This is a genomic window from Mycobacterium sp. IDUB_36 (assembly GCF_055419225.1).
Genome location: NZ_JBVAXH010000001.1, coordinates 2585650 through 2604302 on the forward strand (window position 1 = coordinate 2585650; position 18653 = coordinate 2604302).

Genomic DNA, 18653 nt, shown 5'->3' on the forward strand with positions numbered 1-18653 from the left:
CGCCAGACAGCCGTCAGACCCAGTAGGCCACCCGCGCGCGGTACTGCCGCATCGCGAACGCCGCCACCAGCCAGCCCAGCACGGTCAGCCCGATCACCACGGCCCAGTGCCGCAGCTCCTGGTGCGCGCCCAGCAGCGGTGCCCGCACCAGATCCAGGTAGTGCAGCAACGGGTTCAGCTCGACGATCTTCGACCACTGCCCGGCGCCCTGCTGCCGCAACGTGTCGTCGTTCCAGATGATCGGCGTCATGAAGAACAGCAACTGCACGACGGAGAACAGCAGCGGTCCGATGTCGCGGAACCGCGTCGACAGGATGCCGAAGCACAACGACACCCAGACGCAGTTCAGCACGATCAGCCCCAGCGCCGGGATCACCGCCAGGTCGGCCCACGACCACGGCTTCGGGTAGATGATCGCGATGATCAGGTAGATGACGATGTTGTGCCCGAACAGAATCATCTGCCGCCACACCAGCCGATAGACGTGCACGCTCAGTGGCGTCGGCAGCTGTTTGATCAAACCCTCGTTGGCGACGAACACGTCCGCGCCTTCCAGGATGGAGGCGTTGATCAGGTTCCAGACGATCAGGCCGAGCGTGACGTAGGGCAGGTGCACCGCGAGCTCGAGGTGGAACAACTTGGAGTACAGCCCGCCCATCGCGACGGCCGTCGTCCCGGTGGCGATGGTGATCCAGAACGGGCCCAGCACCGAGCGGCGGTAGCGCTGCTTGATGTCCTGCCAACCGAGGTGCAGCCACAGCTCGCGGCGGCGGTACCCGTCGACCAGGTCGCCCCAGGCCCGCGCCATCGTCTTGGACTCTGCGGCGATGTCGATGATCGTCATGCGCGCCACCCCTTTTCATCGCTGCGCTGTGCACGGGTCATAACGGCCTCGCGAAGTGTTCCCGGCGGCCCAGCCGGCGCAGCCGCAGCCATTCCAGCAGGCCCTTCGGGTCGCGACGGGATATCAGAAAGAACCAGCCGAACCGAAGCCATTCCTGGACAAGCAGTTTGCGCAGACCCGGCTGCGCCATCAGGTAGCCGCGGTTGCGGTAGGTGAAGTAGCGCTTGGTGGCGTCGTCGGGATACTGCGTGTGCATCCGCCCCGCCAGGATCGGCTTGAACTCGTCCGAGCCGCACGGGTGCAGGTAGGCCGTGTCGAGGCAGGTGCCGAACGCCAGCCCGGACCGGACCAGTCGCCGGTGGATCTCCACCTCGTCACCGCGGACGAAGAGCCGCAGGTCCGGAACGCCGATCGCCTCGAACGCCGAGGCGCGAAACAGCGCGCCGTTGAACAGCGACGCGATACCCGGGAGCAGTTCCTGGTCGGCGTCGGTGCGCAGCTCGCTGACCAGTCGCCGCCAGACCAGGCCGCGGCGTAGCGGAAACGCCAGCCTCTCCGGGTGATCGGCGTCGCACACCATCGGCGACACCTCGGCCAGGCGATGCTTGTCCGCACAGGCCAGCAGCGTCGCCAACACCCGACTGTCCTGCGGGTGGCCGTCGTCGTCGGCCAGCCACACCCAGTCGGCGCCGAGCGCCAGCGCGTGCAGGATGCCCAACGCGAAACCGCCTGCGCCGCCCAGGTTTCGGCGCGACGGCAGGTACGTCGTCGGGATCGGTTGGCCGGCCACCAGTTTGCGCACCCGCTCGTCGGCGTCGTTGTCGACCACGATCACCTGGTCGAGCGGCCGGCTCTGACTGCTCAGCACGCCGAGCGACGTGGCGAGTTGGTCCGGGCGGCGGTGGGTCACCACGACGGCGCACACCAGTTCCTTCACGCGCGGTTCGTTTCCGCCAGCACCTCGCGGACGTGCCGGGCGGCGTCCTCGCCCTCGTAGGCGCGCACGACGTCCTCGATGCTGCCGGTCTGCTTGATCACCCCGTGGTCGATCCACATCGCGGTCTTGCAGAGCCGGGCCAGGAATTCGTTGGAATGGCTTGCGAACACCAGGATTCCGGAGCGCTCGACCAGTTGCTGCAGGCGGGTCTGTGCCTTCTTCAAGAAGTCCGCGTCGACGGCGCCGATACCTTCGTCGAGCAGCAGGATCTCAGGGTCGATGCTGGTGACCACACCCATCGCCAACCGCACCCGCATGCCGGTCGAGTAGGTCCGCAGCGGCATCGACAGGTAGTCGCCGAGTTCGGTGAATTCGGCGATCTCGTCGACCTTGGCCAGCATCTGCTTGCGGGTCTGGCCGAGGAAGAGCCCGCGGATCAGGATGTTCTCGTATCCGGAGATCTCCGGGTCCATCCCGACGCCCAGGTCGAACACCGGCGCCACCCGGCCGCGGACGATCGCCGAGCCGCGGGTCGGCTCGTAGATACCCGAAAGTAGCCGCAGCAGAGTCGATTTGCCGGCGCCGTTGTGACCGACCAGCCCGACCCGGTCGCCCAACTCCAGCGACATGGTGATGTCCCGCAGCGCTTCGATGACCACCACGTTGGATGCGTTGCGCCCGATCGAGCCGCCCAGAAAGGTCTTCTTCAGCGACCGCGACTTGGCGTCGAAGATCGGAAACTCCACCCACGCGTTGTGGGTTTCGATGTGCGGACCGGTTGGCGTCACCGATTGCCTACAGGTATTGGCCAGTGCCGGAACCGGATTGACCGGGCCCGCCGGGCCGGCCGGGGCCCATCGGCAGGCCACGCTGCTCGCGCATCTGCTCGATCTGCGCCCGGGCGGCCATCTGCTGCGCGAACAACGCGGTCTGGATCCCGTGGAACAGTCCCTCCAGCCAGCCGACCAGCTGAGCCTGTGCGATGCGCAGTTCGGCATCCGACGGGACGCTGCCCTCGGTGAACGGCAGGGTCAGGCGATCGAGTTCTTCCCGCAGCTCGGGCGCCAGCCCCTCTTCGAGCTCCCGGATGCTGGTGGCGTGAATGTCGCGCAGCCGGTTGCGGCTGGCCTCGTCGAGCGGAGCGGCGCGCACCTCTTCGAGGAGCTGTTTGATCATGGTGCCGATCCGCATCACCTTGGCGGGCTGTTCGACCAGGTCGGTGATCGACCGGTCGTCGCCGTCGGGACCGGGGTCCTGCGCGGTCGCCATCAGGCGAGGGTCGACGCCGCCGATGACTTCGATGTCGTCGTCGTTACTCAATGCTTCGTCACCTTTGGGTAGATGTCGGAGTGCGCTGAGGGCCCACCCACTCGTAGATCCAGGCTTCACCGTTGTCGTAGATCTTCGTCCACCACTTCGATCGGTCTATCGAGACTAGTCCGTCGGGCACCTTGAACCCCCGCACCGTGGGGGCGCTGGTCAGGATGTAGCGAATGTTCAGCGCCCGGATGGCGTCCGGCACCAACGCCTGTTTGTCCGGGGGAACGGCCGGCAGCGCGTCGGCGTCGGCGTAGGCCCAGAAGACGAACCGGTTATAGCCCGGGCCGGTCTGCTGGGGGTAGTCGTAGTGCGTCCACATCGGGTGCAGGTCCGCCACGGCGTACATCCAGGCGGTGCCGTCGACGTTGGAGTTGCCGATCAGCGTGCTGCGCGCGCCCGGCAGCGTGGCCAGGTAGGCGAAGGCGTCCAGGTCCTTCTGGTTGATGATCACCGAGTCGTACTTGTCGCCGAACAACACCAGATGCCGGTACAGGTAATGCCGGGCGCTGAGCACAGTGGTCAGCACGAGCACCCCGATGGTCACCGAAACCCATACCGCGTCAGGCCCTACCGCGAATTTCCGGGCCACCACCCGCTTGGCCAGCGCGACGGCCCCGACCACCAGCGCGAACACCGCGACCGCCGCCATCGGCGTCACCAACATCGTCACCACCGCCGACAAGCGGCGCGGATCGTTGTAGAAGAACTGGCTGAACAGCTCGATCGCGCTGCCCAGCGGATTGTGGAACGGCGCCCCGGAATAGATCGTCGCGACGGTCAGCACCAGCCAGATCACCGGCGGCCACCAGACCCGCTTGTACAGCAGGATCACCATGCCGAGGCCACTCAGCGCCACCAGCGCGTACTGGATCGGGAAGTCGTTGAGATGACGGGTGTGCAGCAGCAGGGCATCGATCACCCCCTGCTTGACGGTCTTGAAGCTGGGGAACGCGTGACCGGCGATGATGTCGGCCTGCTTGGCCACCCCGACGAACTGCCGCGCCAGGATCAACAACGCCGGCACCGCCGACGCGGACAGCGTCAGCACGTCGGCGAGCCGTCCCCGCACCGGATGCCACCACGCGTCCATCAGCCACCAGGCCGCCACGAACAGAATCACCACGAACCCGCCGGTGAGGTGCACCGAGAAGACACCGACCAGAGCCAGTACCGCTGCCGGTATCCGGTCGCGGTGCGCCAGCGTCGAGGTCACCAGCACGAACGTCGGGATCGCCACGCCGTAGGCCGCCAGATTCGGCATCGCCGCGGTGCCGAACTCGACGTAGGGCACCGACGTGAAGGACGCCGAGAGCGCCGCCGCCGTCGCTGCCACGCCCGCGGCGTACCGGGTGCGGGGGCGGAGCAGATGCCAGGTCAGCGCTGCCGCGCTGGACGGGAACAGCCAGACCGCGGCGGCCACCGAGCTGACCGTGTAGCCGGTCGTCGGCGCCGCGCCGGTGAGCTGGCAGTAGACCGCGGCCAGCGCATGGAACACCGACGGGTAATACAGCGGCTGATGCGTCTCGACGTTGCGCAGTTCACCCATGTGAGTCGACGACGCCTGACCGGTGTCGAGGATGAATCGGACCGTGTTGGCGTGCCAGACCGCATCCCAGGTGCTCGGAATCGACTGCCAGTGCACCAGCCCGCGGTAGGCCGCCCAGAGAATGAGCACCGCACCGAGCAGCACCCCGGCCGCGACGGTCAGCGCCTGCCGCCGGTCGATCGGTGCGGTCACCGCGCCTGACGTCTCGGTTTCGCGGTAGCCGGCCAGCAGTGGCTGCAGGCTGAGCATCACGGCACCCACTGCCGCCAGCGCGGCCAGCGCGGTCCAGCCGTTCCACGGGATTCCGGTGGCGCCGAACGGGATTATCGCCAGTGCGATCACACCGTAGGTCAGTGCCGGGCCAACCGCGATGGCGATCGGCCAGCTCAGCTGGGTGATTCGCCCGATGATCGCCCCCGGCACGATCAGCAAAAACAATGCGATCAGCATTCCGAAGCAGAGCCCCACGCGACTAGTATGGCTGCCCGGGTGACCTGGCTCGGGACGGTGGGGACGTATCCGGGTGCCCGCTACCGTCACGGTTTCACTTATTGCGCATGGCTCTAAGGTGGCTGGTATGTCATTTGACGTCGCCCGAGTGCGCGGGTTACACCCGTCGCTCGGTGACGGCTGGGTGCACTTCGACGCCCCGTCGGGGATGCTCATTCCCGACTCGGTGGCAACCACCGTCTCGACGGCATTCCGCGGTTCGTTCCCCAGCACATCCGGTCCCCATCCCTCGGCCAAGCGCAGCGCGGCTGTGCTGGAGGCGGCGCGACAGGCAGCGGCCGATCTGGTCAACGCCGACCCCCGCGGCGTGGTGCTGGGCGCCGACCGCGCGGTGTTGCTGGCGTCGCTGGCCGACGCGTCGTCGACCCGCGCCGGACTGGGCTACGAGATGGTCGTCACCCGACTCGACGACGAGGCGAACATCGCGCCGTGGCTGCGCGCGGCGAACCGATTCGGCGCCAAGGTGAAGTGGGCCGAGGTCGACATCGAGACCGGCGACCTGCCGTCGTGGCAGTGGGAGGGGCTGATCGGCCAGGCCACCCGGCTGGTCGCGGTGAGCTCGGCGTCGGGAACCCTCGGCACGGTCACCGACCTGCGGCCGGTGACGAAGCTGGTGCACGACGTGGGCGGGTTCGTCGTCGTCGACCACTCCGCCGCGGCTCCCTATCGACTGTTCGACATCGACGACATCGACGCCGACGTGGTGGCGATCAACGCGGTCAACTGGGGCGGTCCGCCGGTGGGGGCACTGGTGTTCCGCGACCCGGCGATGATCAACACGTTCACCTCGGTGTCGACCAACCCCTACGCCACCGGGCCGGCCCGCCTCGAGGTCGGCTCGCATCAGTTCGGCCTGCTGGGCGGCTTCGTCGCCAGCATCGAATATCTGGCCTCACTCGACGAGTCGGCTCACGGCACACGTCGCGAAAGGCTCGCCACCTCAATCCAATCCGCGACGACGTACTTGGACGGGATCTTCGACTACCTGATGAACTCGTTGCGGTCGCTGCCACGCGTGGTGGTGATCGCCCGGCCGGAGTCGCGGATACCGGTGGTCAGCTTCGCGGTGCACGATGTGCCGGCCGAGCGGGTGGTGCAGCGGCTGGCCGACAACGGGATCCTGGCGATCTCCAACGCCAACTCGCGGGTGCTCGACGTCATCGGCGTCAACGACGTCGGCGGCGCGGTCACGATCGGTCTCGCGCACTACTCGACGATGGCCGAGGTCGACCAGGTCGTGCGCGCGCTGGCCTCGCTGGGCTGAGTTCGCCGCCCGGCTACACCGTGAGGACGACCTTGCCCGTCACCTCGCCCGCCCACAGCTGCCGGTGCGCCTCGGCGGCTTCCTGAATCGGCAGCCGAGCCCCGATCACCGGCTTCACCCGCCCGTCGGCGATCATCGGCCACAACGACTCCTCAACCGCCGCAACGATTTCGCTCTTGCTGTTCGGCCCGTCGACGGGGCGGGCGCGCAGCGTGGTGCCGATGACCGACCCCCGCTTACCCATCAACTTGCCGATGTTGAGCTCCCCTTTGACCCCGCCCTGCATACCGATGATGACCAGCCGGCCGTCGGCGGCCAGCGCGTCGATGTTCCGGTCCAGGTAGTCGGCGCCCATGATGTCGAAGATGACGTCGGCGCCGGCACCGCCGGTCTCGTCGCGCACCCGCTCGACGAAGTCCTGCTCGCGGTAGTTGATCAGGATCTCCGCGCCGAGGTCGCGACAGAATTCCAGCTTGTCCGTCGAGCCGGCGGTGACGGCGACCCGGGCGCCCAACGCGCGGGCCACCTGGATGGCGTGGGTACCGATGCCGCTGGCGCCGCCGTGCATCAGCAGCAGCTGGCCCTCGCCCAGATGGGCCGCCATCACCAGGTTCGACCAGACCGTGCACGCCACCTCCGGAACGCCCGCCGAGTCCACCAGGTCCAGGCCGGCGGGGTGCGGCAGTAACTGACCGGCGGGCACCGCGACGTATTCGGCGTAGCCGCCGCCCGCCAGCAGGGCGCAGACTTCTTGCCCGGTCGACCAGTCCCCCGAGATGTCGTCGCCGACTGCCTCGATGACACCGGAGACCTCCATCCCCAGCAATTCGCTGGAGCCCGGCGGCGGGGGATACCGCCCCACGGCCTGCAGCAGGTCGGCCCGGTTCACCCCGGCAGCGGTGACCTTGACCAGCACCTCACCGCGGCCGGCAGTGACGTCGGGGACCTGCTGCCAGACAAGTCGATCGGCGGATTCGACGACGATGCCATACATGCCCGCCACGCTACTAGCCACGAATTGTGGTCTGTTCAAAGGCGATGTAAGGCATGGCATGACGTGATGGCCGCTCTGATTGCCGGCACAGCTACCCTTGTCCGCGGTGGCGTGGCAGAGCGGCCTAATGCACTCGCCTTGAAAGCGAGAGACGGCTAAAACCGTCCGGGGGTTCAAATCCCTCCGCCACCGCCAGCGCGGAAGCTAGCCCTGGTGCATGACCGAGTAGGCCAGGTGCAGGCCGATCCCGGTCGACAGGGCGACCAGCAGCAATGCCACCGCCGGCCAGATCCACATCGTCCACTTGCCGATAGCCGCGACGATGATCCCCACGGCGCCGACCAGGATGGCGACTCCGACGCCGCCCCAGGTGATCAGGTACGCGGTGCCGAGCGCGTCGTAGTCACACCGGCGGGATCCGCACGAGTCGGTGGCCATCACGAAGAAGAACGACAGGGTCACCGATGCCATGGCGCCGATGACGGCGAGCGCGGACAGGATGACGGTCAGGGTGATGTCGACGACCGTGTGCCGCCGCGGCGGGACGGGCGGCGGGTAACCCGGCTGGTACCCCGGGTAGTACGGATACTGCGGTTGCACCGGTTAACTATGGCGCAGGTTTGCTAAACGCGCGGGATCTCCGCGGCGATGCGATCCATCAGGGCGGTGTAGCGCTTGACCTCCGGATCTCTGCCGGGCTTGCCGCTGCTCACCACACCCGCGGCCAGTGCGCGCTCCGGGTCGTTCCAGATGGCGCAGTTGACCAGTCCCAGATGGCCGAACGCCTGCGAAGCCCCCCGGCCGAACGGGCCGAATCTCTTGGTGCCGAGCTGGAATCCGGTGCCCCAGCGGGCCGGGAGAAGTCCGGTTGCGACGTCCGGTCGCAGTCGCCGGGCCTGCTTCGCGGCGCCGCGCAGTGTCTCCGGGCTCATCACCCGGACGCCGTCGAGTTCACCTCCGCGACGCCATATTTCGGCAAAGCGCGACATCTCGTCGGCGTTCGAGATGGTGTTGGACGACGGGACGACGGTCTTGAGGAACAGCGGTGTGTTGGTGATCGGAATGATCTCGTGTGTCGTGCCGCCGACCGCCTTACGGAAGGCTGCGGCGATCGGCGCCGGCAGCAATGGGTTACCGGTGGGATGGCTGTGCGCGACCAGGGGGATGTCTTCTTCTGCCACACCGAAATTGGTCCATCGGAACTTCAACGGCTCGAGAATTTCGGCGGCCAGGATGTCGCGGATGTCCTGACCTGTTGCGGCGTAGACGATTTCGCGCATCAGCGGACCCCATGTCAGCGCGTGGTAGATGTGCACCAGGCCCGGCCGGTAGATCGGCCGCAGATTGCTGAGCTGTTCCTGCGCGTATTCGTGGTCGTCGGCGCGCTTGAGGTCAGGCTTCGGACCGGTGGGAAACGGGACACCCGCGCTGTGGGTGATCACGTGCCGGATGGTGGTGCGGTCTTTGCCGTGACTGGTGTAGCCCGGGATGTACTGGCAGACGCGGTCGTCGAGCGAGAAATGGCCGCGCTCGACCAGCATGTGCACGACGGTCGCGGTGATGGCCTTGGCGGAGGAGTAGACGCAGAACGGTGTATCGGTCTGGACGGGGACCTTCTCTGCATCGGGTGCGTCGGTGGGCGCGTTGCCCCAGCCGTGTCCGATCGCCCGGTTCAGCACAACCCTGCCGTTGTGCCGGAGGCAGACCTGGATCGCCGGGTGCATGCCGGCCTGGTACCAGTGCCGCGCGGCGTCCCAGATCCGTTCGACGGCCCGTGGGTCGATGCCGGAGTGGTCCTCGTCGCCGATCGCGGTGACGGATTCGAGGTCGGCCGGGACCTGGATCCTGCCCTGTGAGTCGTCCATGCCCGCGAGGGTACGTGGGCGGCGCGTGCCGAGGTTATCCACAGTTGCACGGTTATCCACAGCCGAGGGTTTGGTGAGCTGTTTTGGTCGGCACGCGTGGATAGTATTCGCACATGCGTTCGAGTAGTCGTGAGGAGATCGTCGAGGTTCTCGACGCGCTCGACGCCGCCTACAAACGTGCTCTGGACCTGAGCTTTGACACGCTGACCACACCTGAACGGCTCAGGGTGCTGGAGCGCTTCGAGGGGTTCCGCCGGCTTCAGCCTGCGATCGAGCATGGGTTGGTCACGGAGCTGGTTGGTGAGGACCCGGTTGTGTTGGGCGGCAAGCCGGCGGCGGTGTTGGCCGACCGGTTGCGGATCAGCCGGGCTGAGGCGTCGCGGCGGGTGCATGAGGCGGCCGATCTGGGTGAGCGGCGGGCCTTGAACGGTGAGCCGTTGGCGCCGGTGCTGGCGGCGACCGCGGACGCCCAACGCAACGGCGACCTGGGGCCGGGCCATGTGGCGGTGATCCGCAGCTTCTTCCATCGGCTGCCCGACGTCGTCGACATCGACACCCGCGCGCGGGCTGAGGCGCAGCTGGCCCGGCTGAGCCTCGAGCACCGCCCCGACGAGCTCGCCAAGCTGGCCGACACGTTGATGGACTGCCTCAACCCCGACGGTGACTTCACCGACGTCGACCGCGCCCGCCGCCGTGGCTTGTCGATCGGGAAACAAGACATCGACGGCATGTCACCGGTCAGCGGGTGGCTCACCCCCGAAGCCCGCGCCACCCTCGACGCTGTTTGCGCGAAGCTGGCCGCGCCGGGGATGTGCAACCCCGACGACGAACACCCCTGTGTCAGTGGCACCCCGTCGCAGGTCGCCATCCAGGGCGACACCCCACCGCGGGCCAGCGCCACCACGACGCCCTGCTCGCGGCCTGCCGCGCACTGCTGGCATCGGGTGAGTTGGGTCGACACCACGGCCTACCCACCTCGATCATCGTCACCACCACCCTGCACGAACTCGAGCAAGGCGCCGGTAAAGCGCTGACTGGCGGCGGGACGCTGCTGCCGATGTCCGATGTGATCCGGCTGGGCTCCCACGCCCATCACTACCTGGCCATCTTCAACAACGGCAAAGCCCTGGCGCTCTATCACACCCGCCGTCTCGCCTCACCCGCCCAACGAATCATGTTGCACGCCCGCGATCGTGGCTGCACCTCCCCTGGCTGCACCCTGCCGGCGTATTTGTGCGAGGTCCACCACAACGACCCCTACCGCACCAACCCGGTCACCGACGTCGACGGGCTGACGCTGACCTGCGGGCCCCACCACGACCTGACCGAGAAGGGCTGGAGGACGCGCAACAACGCTCGCGGCCACACCGAGTGGGTCCCACCACCACACCTCGACCACGGCCAACCCCGAACCAACAGCTTTCACCGCCCGGAAAAGCTGCTACGCGACGACGACGACGAGCCCTAGGTGTGTTCCGTTGCGCGCCGGGTGCCTAGGACCGGTCGCCTTCGGTGTCGTCGAAGAAACGCCAGTCGCCGTCGGATTCGACTTCCATCCGCCAGCCGAGTTCGGAGTTGTCGGCCTTGGAGTCGACGAACCAGGCGTGCGCGTCTCCGGCGCTCTCGATGTCCTTGGTGTCGACGACGTCGCCGTGCGGATTGAGTACTCGATAGGTTGCCATCGTCACCGGTTACCCGTTGGGGCGTTGCCGAATCGCCTTACTCCCCGGTGAACTTCGGCGGGCGCTTGGCGAAGGTCGCTGAAATGCCTTCGGACAGGTCCTTCGACGGCAAGAACGCCGCGTTCCATGCCGCCACATAGCGCAGGCTGGCCGACACCTGCGAAATCCGTTGCTGGTCAAGAACATCCTTGACGCCGCGAACGGTCAGCGGAGGATTGTCGGCGATTTCCGCGGCGGTGGCGTGGGCCGCCTGCAGGGTGGCGTCCGGGTCGGCGAATACGTCGTTGACCAGACCGATCTTCTCGGCGTGCGCGGCGTCGATGTCCTTGCCGGTCAGCGCGAGCTCGCGCAGATGGCCGTCGGACAGGATGAGCGGGAGCCGGGCCAGGCTGCCAACGTCGGCGACGATTGCGAGCTTCACCTCGCGGACCGAGAACTTCGCGTCGGCGCTGGCGTAACGAATGTCGACGGCGGAGATCAGGTCGACGCCACCGCCGATGCACCAGCCGTGGATCGCCGCGACCGTCGGCGTGCGGCAGTCGGCGACGGCGCTGATGCTGCCCTGCATGCGCATCACCTCACGGTGGAACTCGCTGCGCGGGCCGGCCATGGCGCCGTCGGCCAGCACTGGCGCCAGCGTGCCGCCCATCGCGGGCAGGTCGAGGCCGTAGCTGAAGTTACGACCGGAGCCGGTCAGCACGATGGCGCGGACGTCCGGGTCGGCGTCGAGCTCGGCGAACAACTCGGGAAGCTCCGCCCAAAACGCCGGACCCATCGCGTTGCCCTTGCCCGGCCCGATCAGCGTCACCTGCGCGACGTGGTCCTTCGTGTCGACGAGCACGGATTCGTATGGCTGGCCCATGGACGAGACCGTACCGTGGATTTCATGGCCTCCGACCTGCGCCCCGGACCCGATTCACCACCCACCGACGAGCTGCGCGCGGCGGAAGCCGCGCTGGGTGTGTTGCAGCACATCGTGCACCCGATCTCACGCGACGACATGTCACGTCCGACCGCGAGCGAGGACTTCGACGTGGCGCAGCTGACCGACCATCTGGTCGAGACGATCGAGTCGATCGGGGCCGCGGTGGATGCCGACCTCCCGCCCCGCGATCCCGACGACACGGTCGAGCGTCAGCTGGTGGCCGTCGGGCGCGCGACGCTGGACGCCTTCCACCTCCGCCATGGTCTGGAGGGCACCGTCACCTGGCGGGGCAGCGAGGCACCCGTCCGGACGCTGGCCGGTGTGCTGGCGTTCGGCATGCTCGTGCACGGCTGGGACTACGCCGCGGCCACGGGGGTTCCCGCGGACGTTCCCGATTCGCTGGCAGACTACGTGCTGGACCTCGCCCAGGAGTTCGTCACGCCCGAGCGCCGGGCCAACGGGGAATTCGCTCAACCCGTCGAGCCGCCGGACAAGGCCAGCGCCTTCGACCGGTTGGCGGCGTTCACCGGCCGCGATCCGGCCCGTGAGGCCTAGACGCGCTCCAGGTAGAAGTAGAAGTACCGGCCGTTGTCGACGACGCCTTTGCCGTTCATGATGCCCATCACGGTGCGGTCGTCGACCTGCTTGAAGTGATCGTGCACCGGCTGGCCGTCGTAGACCATGGTGGCGGTGACTTCGCCGCGGAATTCCTCCAGCCACAGGCTGGCCTCGCCCTTGCCCATCTGGACGTTGGAGAAGCGGTTGCCGTCGTCGTCGAGGCAGACCAGCGGCTGCACGTCAGCGGGGGAGTTGAACGTCTTGCCGAACCACCGGGACTTCTCCAGCTGACCGTTCATCCGGTGGCCTGTGACGAATTCGCCGCCCTTCCACTCGCCGAGCATCCCGTCGACGGTTGCCGGCGGCAGACCGGCCCAGTAGTCGTCCAGCTCGGCATCGGCAATGGAGTCGGTGCGACTCTTGAATTCGTCGAACCTCTTGCGCGCCAACGTCTCACTCATGCCCGTCTCCTCAGATCCAGTCCTGCGCGAATTTCAGCAGTGCGTCGTTTTCCTCCGGTGCACCGATGGTCACCCGGACCCCGTCGGTGCCGTATGGCCGCACCACGATCTGCGAGGCCGCGGCCCGCTCCACGAAGTCCGCGGTGCGCGGCCCCAGCGGCAGCCACACGAAGTTCGTCTGCGAGGCCGGCAGGGTGAACCCGGCCGCCCGTAGCGCATCGCCGACCCGGACGCGCTCGGCGACCACCGCGTCGGTCCGGGCAAGCAGCTCGTCGGCAGCATCCAGCGAGGCGATGGCGGCCACCTGCGAGATGGTGCTCGCGGTGAACGGCACGTAGGCCTTGTCCAGCGCGGTGATCAGGTCGGGATGGCCGGCCGCGTAGCCCACCCGCAACCCGGCCAGGCCGTATGCCTTGGAAAACGTCCGCAGCACAACGACATTGCTGTGTTCGCGGACCAGCGCGAGGCTGTCGGGCAGCAGCCCGTCGCGGATGTACTCGACATAGGCTTCGTCGATCGCGATGAGGATGTGCGACGGCACCGCGTTGACGAATCGGGTCAGCGCGTCCGGGTCCACGACCGTCGAGGTGGGGTTGTTCGGATTGCACACGAAGATCAGCCGGGTCCGGTCGGTGACCGCGGCCAGCATCGCGTCCAGGTCGAAGGTGTGGTCGGTCAACGGCACCTGCACAGCGGTAGCCCCGGCCAGGCGGACCTGCAGCGGGTAGATCTCGAAGCTGCGCCAGCCGAACAGCACCTCGTCGCCGGCTGTCGCGGTGATCTGGATGAGCTGTTGGCACAGGCTCACCGATCCGCACCCGACGGCGATGTGTTCGGGGCCCCAGCCGCCGGCGCTGCCGACCCGACCGGAGTTCAGATGTTTGGCCAACGCCGACTTGAGTTCGACGCAGCCGTTGTCCGGGTACCGGTTGATGCCGTCGGCCGAGTGCTCGATGGCGGCGCGAACGGCGGGCAGCGGGCCGAAGACCGTCTCGTTGCTGGCCAGCTTGATCGCCCCGGGAACGGTCTTACCGGGAACGTAGGCAGGTAGCTCGGCCATTTCGGGACGAAGGCGAGCGGTCATTTCGACAGCATATGTCGGGGCTGTGTACGCTGTGCTCCGCGGCGGTTCCGAGAGTGCGTTTCGATTCCGGTACCCTCAGACGGCCAAGGAGGCGTGCCAGAGCGGCCGAATGGGACTCACTGCTAATGAGTTGTCCCCCTTACCGGGGACCGGAGGTTCAAATCCTCTCGCCTCCGCCAACGAGACAACTGAACACAGGCGCCCGTAGCTCAACGGATAGAGCATCTGACTACGGATCAGAAGGTTGGGGGTTCGAATCCCTTCGGGCGCACTCACTCGCTTTCGGCGCCGCAGCGCGTACACCACGGACGTTTCAGTGCGCGATCAGATTCGCGGCAAGGTCCGCCTCGTCGGCGCGCAGGCTGCTCTCTGCCGCCGATCGCAACTCCCAGTGCGCGAGCCCCCCGTCGGGAACGGTCAGCTGCCCAGTGGCCAGCGCTTCGCCGATCAGGTCGCGTACCCGCTGCTCGTCCGCCGGCTCGGTCGCGAAAACCACACGTAGCGCGACGGTTTCGCCGTCCGCGACGTTGCTGACGTAGTGCGGCGCGAGCGGGCACGGTGGCGGGTGGTCCCAGCCACCACACAAGGCCGTGGCGATCGCGCCGCCGAGAGCGTCGGGGCTGTCCCCGGCATGCATCACGACTACTGCTTGGTGAGCAAAGGCTTTGCGTGCCATGCGAACTACTCTATTGCGACACGGTCACGGATCTGTACCCATTGAAACATCAGAGGTTTCAGCTGCCACATTCGAATCTATCGTCACATGAGCAACTGCGAACGTCAACGTGATCCTGCGTGATTCAGCGGCGACGGCTCGACCCCTGGAGAGGTGGGACATGTCGGCGATTCGTCGAGTCGTTTCGGTATCGGTCGCCTCGGTGACCGCTATCGGACTCATCGTGCCGGTCGGCAACGCGCCGGCAGCACGCGCGGTGCCATGTAGCAGCCCTGAGGCCAACGTGCCGCCACCCGCCGGGATGCCCGCCATACCGTCGCCCGGCCCGGTCGCGCCACCGACCGGACGCAAGCCGCGCGGCGCCAACGACAACGCGCCGCTGCCCAAGCTCGGCCCACTGATCTCCGGCCTGCTCAAGGCCATTCCGCAGCGGCCTGCCCAGCTCCAGGCCGCAGTGACACCCGTCCCGCCGGTCCCCGGCGCCGCCACACCGCAGTCGCCCAACGTGAATCAGGCTGTCCCAGAGGCAGTTCCGGTGCAACCGGCGCCACCGGCCAGCATCGCGGGCGCGCCGACGTCGCTCGTCGACTTCGTCACCGGGCCGAACAGCCCGAACCGAACCCTGGAGCGCTTCGGTATTTCCGGCACCGACCTCGGAATCCCCTGGGACAACGGCGATCCGGCGAATCGCCAAGTGTTGATGGCGTTCGGCGACACCTTCGGCTACTGCGCGGTGCACGGCCAGCAGTGGCGCTACAACGTGCTGTTCCGCAGCCAGGACCACGACCTGTCGCACGGTATCCACGTGGCCGACGGCGTGCCGAACAACCCCTACTCCGGTTCGCCGGTGTGGGCGCCCGGGCTGTCCAAGCAGGTGCTGAACAGCATTCACAAAGCCAGCCACGAAACCGGGATGATCCCGACCTCGGCGATATCGCTCGGCCGCACCCAGTACATGAGCTTCATGTCGATCAAGAACTGGGGCCGCGACGGCGAATGGTCGACCAACTACTCGGGCATCGCGCGGTCGCTGGACAACGGTCAGAGCTGGGGAATCTACCCCGGCAGCATCCGGCTGGCCGGTGCGGACACCGTCCCGGGCGCGCACTTCTTCCCCGGCAACGAGAACTTCCAGATGGCCGCGTTCATGCGGGGCAAGGACGGCTACCTCTATTCCTTCGGAACTCCATCAGGCCGCAGCGGCGCGGCGTTCCTGTCCCGGGTCCAGCCGAACGCGTTGCCGGACTTGAGCAAGTACCAGTACTGGAACGGCGAAGGGCGCGGTTGGGTGCCGGTCGATCCGTCGGCGGCAACGCCGATCTTCCCGGGACCGGTCGGCGAAATGTCGGCGCAGTACAACGATTACCTGAAGCAGTACCTGGTGCTCTACACCAACGGCGGCAACAACGATGTCATCGCGCGAACGGCTCCCTCGCCCGAGGGACCGTGGAGCCCGGAGCAGCCGCTGGTCTCGTCGTTCCAGATGCCCGGCGGAATCTATGCGCCGATGATCCACCCGTGGTCCAGCGGCAAGGACCTGTACTTCAACCTCTCGCTGTGGTCCGGCTACGACGTGATGTTGATGCACACCGTATTGCCCTGACGCGAGCACACCCGACTACGGCGACAGGCCGAAGCTCATCGTGACCGTGGTTCCCTTTGGGGTGCAGTCCATTTCGAGCCAGTCGCTGACGGCTCGAATCAACACCAGGCCGCGTCCGCGCACACCCGGGTCGGTGGCCGCGGGCTTCCACTTGCCCTTGTCGGCGATTCTGAGATCTATTCGGGCACCGTCGTTTTCACCGTGGATACGGATCTTGCCCGGCTTGCGGCCCTGGTAACCGTGTTCGATGCTGTTGGCGACGGCTTCGTTGACCGCCAGCACGATGTCGGCGATCTTCTCCTCCGACAGCCCGGTGCCACCGAGCCAGGTCGCGAGCTCGTGCCGGATGTCGCCGAGCTGATTGACGTTGACGACTCGATGGATCGCCAGCGACGGGTGGGGCCGCCGGTAGACCACGATCGCGATGTCGTCGTCGTATCCGCTCGGCGGCGCCAGTGCGCTCAGCGCAGCGTCCGCCACCTCGTCGACGGTCAGATTCAGTCCACCTTCTACCGTTCGGCCGAGGTGCGCGATGCCGTCGTCCAGCGGCACGTCGCGCCGCTCGACCAGGCCGTCGGTGTAGAGCATCAGCGTCGAGCCCGGCGGCAGCGTCACCGACGCCTGCGGGCGGGAAACCTTGCGCTGCACCGCCAACGGCACCGAGCGGGCATCCGAGATCAGCGTGTGCGGTTGGCCGGGAGTGGCCAGCACCGCGGGCAGGTGCCCGGCGCAGCTGTAGGAGAACTCGCCGGACTCGGTGTCGAGAACCGCGAGAAACACGGTGGTGCAGAACGCATCCGGAATCAGCTCGGCAACCGCGTCGAGCTCCTCGAGTAGCCGCGCGGGCTCGGCGCCGGTGAGCAGCAACGCGCGCGCAGAACTGCGAAGTTGACCCATCACCGCCGCGGCGGACAGGCCACGCCCGACGCAGTCGCCGACGATGATGCCGATCCGGTGGTCGCCGACGCGCAGCACGTCATACCAGTCGCCGCCGATTTCCAGCGGTGTCACCGCGGGCTCGTAGCGAACCGCGAAACCGGGCGGAAGTGTCGTGGGCGCCAGCATGGCGTGCTGCAAGGTCAGCGATGTCTCACGGGCGGCCTCGAATTGCCGCACGTGCTGGATCGCCAGCCCGAGGTGACCGACCAGCACCGTGACCAGTAGGCGGTCTTCGCCGCTGATCCGCCGGGGCACCCGGAGCTCGAGCCAGAGTGCGACGCCGCCTCCACCGGTGAGCACGGCGACGATGCCGCTGGATTGGCCTGGGGCGTCCGGACTTTCGATGGGCTGAACCGTGAGTGGCAACTGCCGGCGGGCCTGCTCGAAGATCTCCCGAAGCGTCGGGTCGAGATTCCTCCAGTCCGATGGCAGTCGCTCCCCGGCAACCTGAATCGTGGGTTCGGCACCGCCCGTCGGCCATACCGCGGCCACCACCCGGTGCACGTCGAGCGCGAGACGGCACTCGTCGAGGGTGATCGTCAGGACTTCGGACATGCTCTTGGCGACGCTGACCGCCGTGGCCAGCCGCAGGACCGCGCTCTCCCGCGCGGCGAAGGCGCGTTCGGCGGTGATGTCGCGCAACGTGCCCACATAGACGTCGTCGTCGGCGTCGACGTTGACCCGGTTCACGTTGGCCGCGACCCACACCAGTCGGCCGTCGCGATGCCGGATCGGGGTCTCGTACTGGACCTGGGCCTCCACACGCAGCCGGGATTGCTGGAGCCGCGCGGCCTTCTCGTCGACCAGCCACGGATGCGGCCATCGGTAGGGCAGACCCTGCGCCGGGTAACCGGTGAGCTTGGCGAATGCGTCGTTGAGCTCGATGACGGCGCCGCCGCGGTCGGAGACGAAGAACCCCTCCTGTAACGAGTTCACCACGGCGTCGCGGAACTGGTCGCGGTCCTCGAGATCGTCGGCGCGAGCTCGCTGCTCCTCGGATCGACGTGTCGCGGCGTCCAGCGGAGCGAGGGTGTGCAGCAGAAACGCCAGCGCCTCCGCGCCGTTGAAGTCGGGGAGCTCGTGTCCCAGATCGTCGACCAGCCCCGCGTGCTGCTCGACGATCTTCAGCATGCTGACGTCGTTGTCCAGCGCCTGGCGGCCGAGTTCGTTGCCGACACCGAGGTCGTGCGCACCGCTCGCCAGCAGGTGGGCGCGCAGCGCGGCCTCGTACTGATGGTGGAAGTCGTCGGGTGTCATGCGGTGACCACCAGCGCGGTCATCACCAGAACCGGCGCGGTGACGTCGACATTGAACCTCCCGGTTCTCCGCGGCAGACATAAGGCTCGCGCTCAGACTAACCGAGCCGCGTGGCGCTATACCGTGCAGTACTATTTCCCCGAATTTCCCAAGCGGCTTCGGGTCGGCACCGGATCCGCCCATGAGCG

Annotated in this window: 17 protein-coding genes, 3 tRNA genes and 1 pseudogene; 7 read left to right on the forward strand and 14 right to left on the reverse strand. The window is 67.4% G+C overall.

The window, feature by feature from the left end; translation table 11 throughout:
- Positions 1-13 precede the first annotated feature (13 nt).
- From wzm to ACZYW1_RS12700, 5 genes are read right to left on the reverse strand one after another with little or no spacing between them, the layout of a single operon-like run.
- Positions 14-844, reverse strand: coding sequence for a galactan export ABC transporter permease subunit Wzm/RfbD (gene wzm, locus ACZYW1_RS12680; RefSeq protein WP_463786228.1), 831 nt, complete (start codon positions 842-844; stop codon positions 14-16).
- 37 nt (positions 845-881) lie between these two features.
- A complete protein-coding gene (gene glfT1 / locus ACZYW1_RS12685) occupies positions 882-1781 on the reverse strand; it encodes a galactofuranosyltransferase GlfT1 (protein WP_463786230.1) in 900 nt (299 codons plus the stop codon).
- A complete protein-coding gene (gene wzt, locus ACZYW1_RS12690; protein WP_463786233.1) occupies positions 1778-2569 on the reverse strand; it encodes a galactan export ABC transporter ATP-binding subunit Wzt/RfbE in 792 nt (263 codons plus the stop codon). Before wzt ends, glfT1 begins: the two co-directional genes overlap by 4 nt.
- 7 nt (positions 2570-2576) lie before the next feature.
- Positions 2577-3050 carry a bacterial proteasome activator family protein gene (locus ACZYW1_RS12695; RefSeq protein ID WP_463787810.1) on the reverse strand — a complete coding sequence of 158 codons (474 nt, stop codon included), beginning with the start codon at positions 3048-3050 and terminating at the stop codon, positions 2577-2579.
- A gap of 58 nt (positions 3051-3108) precedes the next feature.
- Positions 3109-5115: a DUF6541 family protein gene (locus tag ACZYW1_RS12700; RefSeq protein ID WP_463786235.1), complete on the reverse strand. Its 2007-nt coding sequence runs from the start codon at positions 5113-5115 to the stop codon at positions 3109-3111.
- 109 nt (positions 5116-5224) lie between these two features.
- Here ACZYW1_RS12700 and ACZYW1_RS12705 point away from each other — a divergent pair, with 109 nt between their 5' ends.
- Entirely contained in the window at positions 5225-6421 is a 1197-nt protein-coding gene (locus ACZYW1_RS12705) for a cysteine desulfurase-like protein (RefSeq protein WP_463786236.1), read from the forward strand.
- A 13-nt stretch (positions 6422-6434) separates the two neighbouring features.
- Here the strand turns inward: ACZYW1_RS12705 and ACZYW1_RS12710 are convergent, their stop codons facing one another.
- Positions 6435-7415 (reverse strand): NAD(P)H-quinone oxidoreductase, encoded by a 981-nt coding sequence (locus ACZYW1_RS12710; RefSeq protein WP_463786237.1) that lies wholly within the window; start codon positions 7413-7415, stop codon positions 6435-6437.
- A gap of 105 nt (positions 7416-7520) precedes the next feature.
- Here ACZYW1_RS12710 and ACZYW1_RS12715 point away from each other — a divergent pair.
- Positions 7521-7610 (forward strand) — tRNA-Ser (locus ACZYW1_RS12715).
- Positions 7611-7619: 9 nt separating this feature from the next.
- On the opposite strand, the gene ACZYW1_RS12720 is transcribed toward ACZYW1_RS12715, so the two are convergent.
- On the reverse strand, positions 7620-8015 hold the full coding sequence (locus ACZYW1_RS12720) for a hypothetical protein (protein WP_463786239.1): 396 nt from the start codon (positions 8013-8015) through the stop codon (positions 7620-7622).
- Between the two features lie 23 nt (positions 8016-8038).
- Positions 8039-9280, reverse strand: a complete 1242-nt coding sequence (gene lipE / locus ACZYW1_RS12725; RefSeq protein WP_463786240.1) for a lipase LipE — start codon at positions 9278-9280, stop codon at positions 8039-8041.
- Between the two features lie 113 nt (positions 9281-9393).
- Here lipE and ACZYW1_RS12730 point away from each other — a divergent pair.
- A pseudogene (locus ACZYW1_RS12730) lies at positions 9394-10748 on the forward strand (HNH endonuclease signature motif containing protein).
- 25 nt (positions 10749-10773) lie between these two features.
- On the opposite strand, the gene ACZYW1_RS12735 reads toward ACZYW1_RS12730, so the two are convergent.
- Together ACZYW1_RS12735 and ACZYW1_RS12740 are read right to left on the reverse strand one after the other, a co-directional pair.
- Positions 10774-10962 carry a hypothetical protein gene (locus ACZYW1_RS12735; protein WP_463786242.1) on the reverse strand — a complete coding sequence of 63 codons (189 nt, stop codon included), beginning with the start codon at positions 10960-10962 and terminating at the stop codon, positions 10774-10776.
- Between the two features lie 37 nt (positions 10963-10999).
- Positions 11000-11824, reverse strand: a complete 825-nt coding sequence (locus ACZYW1_RS12740; RefSeq protein ID WP_463786244.1) for a crotonase/enoyl-CoA hydratase family protein — start codon at positions 11822-11824, stop codon at positions 11000-11002.
- Between the two features lie 24 nt (positions 11825-11848).
- Here ACZYW1_RS12740 and ACZYW1_RS12745 point away from each other — a divergent pair, with 24 nt between their 5' ends.
- Positions 11849-12442, forward strand: coding sequence for a TIGR03086 family metal-binding protein (locus tag ACZYW1_RS12745; protein WP_463786245.1), 594 nt, complete (start codon positions 11849-11851; stop codon positions 12440-12442).
- On the opposite strand, the gene ACZYW1_RS12750 is transcribed toward ACZYW1_RS12745, so the two are convergent.
- Complete coding sequence (locus ACZYW1_RS12750) at positions 12439-12906, reverse strand: DUF4334 domain-containing protein (RefSeq protein ID WP_463786248.1); 468 nt, start codon at positions 12904-12906, stop codon at positions 12439-12441. The genes ACZYW1_RS12745 and ACZYW1_RS12750 overlap by 4 nt on opposite strands.
- A 10-nt stretch (positions 12907-12916) precedes the next feature.
- The gene (locus tag ACZYW1_RS12755; protein WP_463786249.1) at positions 12917-13990 is read right to left on the reverse strand and encodes a histidinol-phosphate transaminase; all 1074 of its coding nucleotides are present in this window, start codon (positions 13988-13990) and stop codon (positions 12917-12919) included.
- Between the two features lie 87 nt (positions 13991-14077).
- On the opposite strand from ACZYW1_RS12755, the gene ACZYW1_RS12760 reads away from it, so the two are divergent.
- Positions 14078-14169: transfer RNA gene (locus tag ACZYW1_RS12760), tRNA-Ser, on the forward strand.
- Positions 14170-14188: 19 nt separating this feature from the next.
- Positions 14189-14261, forward strand: a tRNA-Arg gene (locus tag ACZYW1_RS12765).
- 42 nt (positions 14262-14303) lie between these two features.
- Here the strand turns inward: ACZYW1_RS12765 and ACZYW1_RS12770 are convergent.
- Positions 14304-14666: a hypothetical protein gene (locus tag ACZYW1_RS12770; protein WP_463786251.1), complete on the reverse strand. Its 363-nt coding sequence runs from the start codon at positions 14664-14666 to the stop codon at positions 14304-14306.
- Positions 14667-14826: 160 nt separating this feature from the next.
- Between ACZYW1_RS12770 and ACZYW1_RS12775 the strand changes: the two genes are divergently transcribed.
- Complete coding sequence (locus ACZYW1_RS12775) at positions 14827-16269, forward strand: DUF4185 domain-containing protein (RefSeq protein WP_463786252.1); 1443 nt, start codon at positions 14827-14829, stop codon at positions 16267-16269.
- A gap of 15 nt (positions 16270-16284) precedes the next feature.
- Here the strand turns inward: ACZYW1_RS12775 and ACZYW1_RS12780 are convergent, their stop codons facing one another.
- The gene (locus tag ACZYW1_RS12780; RefSeq protein ID WP_463786253.1) at positions 16285-18465 is read right to left on the reverse strand and encodes a SpoIIE family protein phosphatase; all 2181 of its coding nucleotides are present in this window, start codon (positions 18463-18465) and stop codon (positions 16285-16287) included.
- Positions 18466-18653: the final 188 nt, after the last annotated feature.

Bases quoted from the DNA above. Each gene is read 5' to 3' on its own strand.
- ACZYW1_RS12755 (WP_463786249.1), bottom strand. From the start codon at position 13,990: ATGACCGCTCGCCTTCGTCCCGAAATGGCCGAGCTACCTGCCTACGTT.
- ACZYW1_RS12695 (WP_463787810.1), bottom strand. From the start codon at position 3,050: ATGGCGACCGCGCAGGACCCCGGTCCCGACGGCGACGACCGGTCGATC.
- ACZYW1_RS12770 (WP_463786251.1), bottom strand. From the start codon at position 14,666: ATGGCACGCAAAGCCTTTGCTCACCAAGCAGTAGTCGTGATGCATGCC.
- ACZYW1_RS12750 (WP_463786248.1), bottom strand. From the start codon at position 12,906: ATGAGTGAGACGTTGGCGCGCAAGAGGTTCGACGAATTCAAGAGTCGC.
- ACZYW1_RS12775 (WP_463786252.1), top strand. From the start codon at position 14,827: ATGTCGGCGATTCGTCGAGTCGTTTCGGTATCGGTCGCCTCGGTGACC.
- lipE (WP_463786240.1), bottom strand. From the start codon at position 9,280: ATGGACGACTCACAGGGCAGGATCCAGGTCCCGGCCGACCTCGAATCC.
- ACZYW1_RS12735 (WP_463786242.1), bottom strand. From the start codon at position 10,962: ATGGCAACCTATCGAGTACTCAATCCGCACGGCGACGTCGTCGACACC.
- wzm (WP_463786228.1), bottom strand. From the start codon at position 844: ATGACGATCATCGACATCGCCGCAGAGTCCAAGACGATGGCGCGGGCC.
- ACZYW1_RS12740 (WP_463786244.1), bottom strand. From the start codon at position 11,824: ATGGGCCAGCCATACGAATCCGTGCTCGTCGACACGAAGGACCACGTC.
- ACZYW1_RS12705 (WP_463786236.1), top strand. From the start codon at position 5,225: ATGTCATTTGACGTCGCCCGAGTGCGCGGGTTACACCCGTCGCTCGGT.
- ACZYW1_RS12710 (WP_463786237.1), bottom strand. From the start codon at position 7,415: ATGTATGGCATCGTCGTCGAATCCGCCGATCGACTTGTCTGGCAGCAG.
- ACZYW1_RS12780 (WP_463786253.1), bottom strand. From the start codon at position 18,465: ATGACACCCGACGACTTCCACCATCAGTACGAGGCCGCGCTGCGCGCC.
- ACZYW1_RS12745 (WP_463786245.1), top strand. From the start codon at position 11,849: ATGGCCTCCGACCTGCGCCCCGGACCCGATTCACCACCCACCGACGAG.